Annotated in this window: 6 protein-coding genes; all 6 read left to right on the plus strand. The window is 40.2% G+C overall.

Going from position 1 to position 6,969, the window contains the following annotated elements; genetic code table 11:
• Positions 1-133: 133 nt before the first annotated feature.
• The 6 genes from Q7J27_02185 (at position 134) to Q7J27_02210 (ending at position 6,836) form a co-directional block, all read left to right on the plus strand.
• The gene (locus Q7J27_02185; GenBank protein MDO9527949.1) at positions 134-700 is read left to right on the plus strand and encodes a hypothetical protein; all 567 of its coding nucleotides are present in this window, start codon (positions 134-136) and stop codon (positions 698-700) included.
• A 389-nt stretch (positions 701-1,089) separates the two neighbouring features.
• A complete protein-coding gene (gene hisA / locus Q7J27_02190) occupies positions 1,090-1,878 on the plus strand; it encodes a 1-(5-phosphoribosyl)-5-[(5-phosphoribosylamino)methylideneamino]imidazole-4-carboxamide isomerase (protein MDO9527950.1) in 789 nt (262 codons plus the stop codon).
• A 38-nt stretch (positions 1,879-1,916) separates the two neighbouring features.
• Positions 1,917-2,261 carry a histidine triad nucleotide-binding protein gene (locus tag Q7J27_02195; protein ID MDO9527951.1) on the plus strand — a complete coding sequence of 115 codons (345 nt, stop codon included), beginning with the start codon at positions 1,917-1,919 and terminating at the stop codon, positions 2,259-2,261.
• Positions 2,262-2,329: 68 nt separating this feature from the next.
• Positions 2,330-2,788 carry a GatB/YqeY domain-containing protein gene (locus Q7J27_02200; GenBank protein MDO9527952.1) on the plus strand — a complete coding sequence of 153 codons (459 nt, stop codon included), beginning with the start codon at positions 2,330-2,332 and terminating at the stop codon, positions 2,786-2,788.
• 449 nt (positions 2,789-3,237) lie between these two features.
• On the plus strand, positions 3,238-5,010 hold the full coding sequence (gene dnaG, locus Q7J27_02205) for a DNA primase (GenBank protein ID MDO9527953.1): 1,773 nt from the start codon (positions 3,238-3,240) through the stop codon (positions 5,008-5,010).
• 74 nt (positions 5,011-5,084) lie between these two features.
• Positions 5,085-6,836, plus strand: coding sequence for a sigma-70 family RNA polymerase sigma factor (locus Q7J27_02210; protein ID MDO9527954.1), 1,752 nt, complete (start codon positions 5,085-5,087; stop codon positions 6,834-6,836).
• Positions 6,837-6,969: the final 133 nt, after the last annotated feature.

The raw sequence follows: 6,969 nt of genomic DNA on the forward strand, positions 1-6,969 counted from the left end.
CAAGAAGAGTTCTTTAAAAGTTATTGTATGGGTGTCATGCTTCTTTATGTCTGTTTTTCTCCCATTTTTCATTTCCGGTTGTACTTCTAAAGCGGGTATCGAGACAGATTCTTCTCGCAGGGGCGCGGTTGTCTTGAGTAGAATTGCAGTTGTTCCCTTTCAGATAGTGATTCCAGAAGAAGCTTCGGTCAAGACCGTTAGTTGTCCTCTGAGTGGAACAATCTTCAGGACGTGTAAATCTTCAGAGGGTGCTGAGAAGGTAGTTGAGGAGACATTTTTCAGGAAGCTCAAGGATTCCAAACAATTTATCCTGATTCCCACTGATAGAGTCGGTGGTGTTTACAGAAGGATATCGATCGATTCACTCAAAGTAGACCCGCTTGAAATATTGAGGAAAGTCGGTAAAGAGTTGGGTGCGGATGGTGTTGTGGCGGGATATGTCTACCGCTACAGAGAAAGAGAAGGATATCCCTATTCTGCTGAGAAACCCGCTTCTGTAGCCTTCGGAATATATTTGCTCAGGGTCAGCGATGGAACACTGGTATGGAACGGTGTTTTTGACAGGACGCAGAGGTCGCTTTTAGAAAATATTTTTCAGGTTTCATCTTTCTTTAAATATGGGGGGAGATGGATTACCGCAGCGGAATTATCTGAAATGGGGATAGATGAGGTCTTAAAGAACTTTCCTGACCTGCAATAAAGAGACCTCTGAAAAAAATTTTACCTTTAGGGCATCCCACTCAAACTCCACTTGAACTGAACAGCAAGCGAACACGAAAAACATTTTTCTTACCCCGATAAACGGGATAAGTGCGTTAACGAATTTACTTTCTACCAAAAAGCAAATCCTAATTTACTGAACAGTCGGAGGTTCCCCGCAACTTGTTGCGGGGAGCTTCAATTTTATGAAATTATGTCAGAATGACCTGTGTTGTACACGGGGATGAATAGACATCCTTCTAATTCCCTTTTCTCCGGTGTAAAAAGGTTAAGGAGAGAGGAAAACATGATAAATCTTTTATACTCCCCGCTTAGTCCTCCCACATCAAGAGGAAAGGGACGATTGGTGATGTCCCAAAGGAGTCGAATTTGATCATAATACCTGCAATAGACTTAAAAGGTGGTAAGTGTGTACGTCTGCTTCAGGGTGATTTTAGTCGTGCCACGGTATATTCGGATAATCCTGTTGAGGTTGCCAGAATATGGCAGGAGAAGGGTGCAGAGCGGATTCATATTGTTGATTTGGATGGTTCTCTTGCTGGTTTTCCCAGAAATAAAGAGGTCATCAGAGAGATCATTTTAGAGACAAATGTTCCTGTTCAGGTTGGTGGCGGGATAAGAGATATGAAAACACTCGAAGATTACTTCAGAATGGGAGTATACAGGATCATACTGGGAACGGCTGCCCTGAAAGATAGAAAATTTGTGATGGATGCCTGCACAACTAACGAGGGTAAAGTTATTCTTGGCATTGATGCGAGTGGTGGAAAAGTGGCCGTTGAAGCGTGGACGGAAGGGATGACCGAATCGGCTCTTCAAGTGGCAAAGAGTTATGAAGGATGTGGACTGGATGCAATCGTGTATACTGATATCGAAAGAGACGGTATGGAGGTTGGTGTAAATATAGAAGCTACAAGAAACCTTGCATCATCCGTGGATATTTCGGTGATAGCCTCTGGTGGTGTATCAAATATTCATGATATTGAAAAACTACTTGAGATTGAGAGGTTCGGTGTCATCGGGGTTATCATTGGAAAAGCCCTCTATAGCGGGGCGTTGCGTTTGGAGGATGCTATAAAGGTAACATTGAGTTCTGAGTTTCGAGTTCAAAGTTCAAAGTTAAAATCAAAACCCGAAATCCAGAACCCAGAGCTTTGAACTCGAAACTTTGAACCCAGAACCCGGAGGGAAATCCAATGGAAGATTGTATCTTTTGTAAAATTGTCAATGGTGAAATACCAAGCACCAAGGTTTATGAAAATGAAAAGGTGCTGGCCTTTAATGATATAAATCCAATGGCTCCTGTCCATGTAATTATTATACCAAAGGAGCATATACCAACGCTTCTGGATGTGACGCCGGAAAAAATGGATATACTTGTTGCTATGTTTTCGGCTGCACAGAAGGTAGCGAAGATCAATAACATTGACAAGAAGGGATTCAGGACGGTTATAAATTGTAATCAAGAAGGAGGGCAGATAATCTTTCACCTTCATATGCATGTTTTGGGAGGTGGAAGATTGAAGGATGAGCTGAACTGACAATATTTATTGACAAATTTAAAAAACTTCATATATTAATTTTGAGTGCCTAAATTTATAATAATTAAATGGGTGATATTGTGAATTTGAAGGAAAAAATTAACAGTGAAATGGTTTCATCTGCGAAGGCCAAAGATAAGATAAAATTGTCCGCTATACGTATGATTAAATCGGCTTTGCATAATAAAGAGATTGATTTAAAGAGGGAATTAAGTGATGAGGAGTTACTGCAGGTGCTGTCTTCTATTGTGAAACAGAGGAAGGACTCGATAGAACAGTTCAGAAAGGGTGGAAGATTAGAACTGGCCGAGAAGGAAGAAAAAGAGCTTGCGGTTGTCCAGTTTTTTATGCCTGAACAGTTGTCAGAAGAGGAAGTAGAAACGGAAATAGAAAAAGCTATAGAAGATGTTGGGGCAGTCAGCATTAAGGAGATGGGAAAGGTTATGAAAGTAGTTATGCCAAGATTGACCGGCAGGGCCGATGGGAAAATTGTAATCGAAAAGGTAAAGGCAAAGCTGTCTGCTTGAGGGGTATAGGTTAGACAATTGATAAGTGAAAAAGCTCACAGTTCAAGTGAATGTGAAGCTCTCTGCCCACAGGGCGGGGCTTTCCGGTCAAAGACAAAATCTCTAAAGGAGGAAATTTGACAGTCTCGTAAAAAGTCTTTTGCGAGTGAATTCGAAGAATCACGTAAGTAATTTGAGGATTTTGGGAAAAAGATGATGATGGCTAGCGTTTAAAAAATCTAATTGTTTGAGTGCATAAGCGCGAGTTTTAGATTTTTAGCCAGGCAACACCAGCATCCCCAAAATACTCTCTGAGCGAGTAGAACTGACTTTTTACGAATACATCAAATTTGATATTTTGTTTTATTTCCCGCAGTATTAATTTGCTATCAGAACCCCCTTTTCATGTTTTTCAAAGGCCTTCCTCAAATCTTTTGAGTTTATAAGCCTGTCATAAAGGGTAAAGAGTATTGAAGGAACATATTCCAGAGGATAAGATAGAAGAGATAAGAAACAGGGCAGATATTGTTAGCCTGGTTTCGGGATATCTTACTCTTAAAAAGGCCGGAAGGAACTTTACCGGTCTCTGTCCCTTTCATAAAGAAAAAAACCCGTCTTTTACTGTAAATCCTGACAAACAAATCTTTTACTGTTTTGGTTGTGGCGAAGGAGGAAATGTTTTTACCTTTCTTATGAAGATTGACAATATGTCTTTCCCCGAGGCAGTGAGACACCTGGCCGGTAAGATGGGGATTGTTATCGGATCAAGGCATATGGGTGGTGCTGAAAAGAAGGAAATCAGCATAAGGGAAGAACTTAAGCGGGTTAACCTGCTGGCAGCTCAATATTTTTCTAAGAACCTTTTTTCGGAGGCGGGAAGCGTGGTACGAGGGTATCTCGAAAAGAGGGGGATAAAAGATCCTGTAGTAAAAGAGTTTAACCTCGGATATTCCATGGATGGATGGGAATACCTAAAGAGATTTTTAAAAGAGAGAAATATCAATTTGGGCCTTGTTGAAAAGGCAGGTTTGATTATACCGAAGAGTAATGGAGGATTTTATGACAGATTCAGGGGAAGGTTGATTTTCCCGATAGAGGATATAAGCGGAAATGTAGTAGCCTTTGGTGGAAGGGTTCTCGGTAGTGGTGAGCCGAAATATCTGAATTCTCCGGAATCTCCAATATATGTGAAGGGGAAAATCCTGTATGGCCTGAACAGGAGCAAGAATGATGTTCGAAAAAAGGATTATGCAATTCTTGTTGAGGGGTATTTAGACCTCCTGTCGCTTAGAAGTTTCGGCATTTCTAATGTTGTTGCTACTCTTGGGACGGCCGTCACAAAAGAGCACGTAGCCCTGATCAGAAGATATACGAAAAATCTTGTAGTGATGTTTGATCCTGACGAGGGTGGAAAGAATGCCTTGGAGCGTAGCCTGAAATTGTTTCTTGAGGGAAATCTCAACACGAGGATAGTAGTCCTTCCTGATGGTTATGATCCTGACGAGTACGTCAGGAGTTTTGGAATTGAGGCATTGGAGAAAGCGGTTGATCATTCTCAATCTATGGTGGATTATTATATAGAGAAGATAATAGGGGGCAGGGAGACCTTTGAAGAAAGTCTGGATTCGGTGATGGATGCAGTATTATTTATTTCGAATATTGGTGATACAATCCAGAGGAATCTTTTCGTAAGAAGAGTTTCAGAAAAATCGGGCATTGACCAAAGTCTCCTGAAAAGAGAGATAAACAGGAAGCTAAGTTCCCGAAAAGCTACAGGAGAAGATCTATCAGGCAAGAAGAAAAACAAAGATGTAGATGTTATAGAACTTGGCCTTATTCATATGATGCTGGAATACCCTTTGAAGGTTCCTGAAATTATAGATGGAAAAGTGCTGAATTATTTTATGAGTGATGATTTGAAAAGATTGGGAAATGTCCTGGGGCAATCCTGTGGTAGAAATGGAAAACTTAATGTTTCTGCTGTTGTAGATGGCCTTGAAGATGGAGTTGTAAAGGAGAGACTCCTGAAGTTAACAATGACTGAGAGTCCCTATGGTGCTGAGGTTATTGACAAAATCTTTGCTGATTCGGTGAAGAGGATAAAACAGAAGTGGTACAGAGGAAAACGTAAAAGCTTAAACAGGGAACTTGTTAAAGCCCAGGAAACGAATGATCAAAAAACATGGAACATCCTTTTAATGGAAAAGGAAAAATTATTGAAAGAGGAAAAAGAGCTATTATAGAGTTCAAAGTTCTGAGTTCCGGATTTCGATTTGAACTTTGAACTTTGAACCCGGAACTATTAGGGAGAACAAATATGGGAAAGAAAATACAGTCAGATGAGTTGAAAAAACTTATTACATTGGGTGAGGAAAAGGGTTTTCTAACCTATGATGATGTTAATGATATTTTGCCGTCTGATGTCATATCTTCAGACCAGATAGATGATATTATTATACTCTTTGGCGAGAAGAACATAGATCTTATTGATACCGACAAGGGTGAAAAAAAAATCCTGAAAGAAACGACCAAAGAGGATATTGATCCAAGAGAAAATGGTTATGTTATTGTCATTCCTGTTCCTCCCAAAACGGGTGATCCTGTGAAAATGTACCTTCGGGAGATGGGCCTTGTGTCTCTGCTTAGCCGTGAAGGGGAGGTAGAGATCGCGAAAAAAATAGAAGAAGGAGAAAAAGAAATAATAGACGCTGTTTTCAGCGTACCGGTTTCAATTAGCGATGTAATAGAGATGGGTGCTAAGTTGAGGAGTGGAGAGTTTCGAGTGAAAAACGTCGTTCATAATATTGAGGTTGAAGATGGTTTTGTAGAAGAAGAGGTATACAAAGAGAAGGCCCTTTCGATTATTGATAAAATAGCAGCAATAAACAAGAAAAATGAGGTTCTTTATAAGAAGTCCAAGGAAAAAGGGCTTGATGATGTTCAGCATAAGAGGATGAAGTTAAGATTGAGGAAAAATACAAAAAATATCATGAATCTATGTAAAGAAACCAAGTTTAACAAAAATCAGATCAACAGAATGGCTTTAAGGTTCAAGGCTTGTGTTAATCAAATAGAAAAAGCTGAGGAGGATGTTTTGAGATGTAAAGAGAAAACTGGTATGTCACTCAATGCATTGGAAAGGACATGTGTCTTGATGAGAAGAGAACCCCAAAATGAAAAGCAAATTGCAAAGAAAACAGGGGTTTCGGTTGAAACGCTGAAAAAATATGAGAAAGTCCTAAGGGAGACCCGCAGCAAGATAAGAAAGACAAGATCAGATACCGGCCTCACGGTAGACTCCTTGAAGAGAATAGCCTTTTCGATAGAACAGGGAGAGAAAAAAGCAAATCTGGCAAAAAAGGAACTTGTTGAAGCGAACCTCAGATTGGTCGTAAGTATTGCCAAGAAATATACAAACAGAGGATTGCAGTTTTTGGATCTTGTTCAGGAAGGAAATATTGGATTGATGAAGGCCGTTGAAAAATTTGAATATCAAAGGGGATATAAATTTTCTACCTATGCCACGTGGTGGATTCGACAGGCTATAACCAGAGCGATAGCCGATCAGGCACGAACAATAAGAATTCCAGTACATATGATTGAGACTATTAACAAGCTCATTAGAACTTCCAGATATTTAGTTCAGGAATTAGGACGAGAACCGACTCCAGATGAGATTGCCAATAAGATGGAGTTTCCCTTGGAAAAGGTAAGAAAGGTCTTGAAGATTGCCAAGGAACCTATATCTTTGGAAACTCCGATAGGAGAGGAAGAGGATAGCCACTTAGGTGATTTTATTGAGGATAAAGGGGCTATGTCTCCTTCGGAGGCTACAATAAATATGAATCTTGCCGAACATACCAGAGGCATTCTTTCTACTTTAACGCCAAGGGAGGAAAAGGTGTTGAGAATGCGGTTCGGTATCGGTGAACGGGCGGATTATGCACTGGAAGATGAGGTGGATAATTTGGATGAAACCATGGAGCTGGCCAAGGAGATAGAGGCAAACGCTTTAAGGAAGGTGAGAAATCTTTCCAGGAAAAGGGAAATAAAGCGGGAGCCCAGTTGACTCATAATAAAATGTTACCGAAGGGGGAGAGATTTTAGGTTACGTTGCCTCATAAAAGATGTTACCCGGGTTTGTTGTTTATGGAGAAGATTTTTTTCATTTTCTTGTCCATGGTTTTTCTTAGCAGAAAAGG

The sequence above is a fragment of the Syntrophales bacterium genome (assembly GCA_030655775.1).
Lineage (GTDB): Bacteria > Desulfobacterota > Syntrophia > Syntrophales > JADFWA01 > JAUSPI01.

Bases quoted from the DNA above. Each gene is read 5' to 3' on its own strand.
- Q7J27_02195 (MDO9527951.1), top strand. From the start codon at position 1,917: ATGGAAGATTGTATCTTTTGTAAAATTGTCAATGGTGAAATACCAAGC.
- Q7J27_02200 (MDO9527952.1), top strand. From the start codon at position 2,330: ATGGGTGATATTGTGAATTTGAAGGAAAAAATTAACAGTGAAATGGTT.
- Q7J27_02210 (MDO9527954.1), top strand. From the start codon at position 5,085: ATGGGAAAGAAAATACAGTCAGATGAGTTGAAAAAACTTATTACATTG.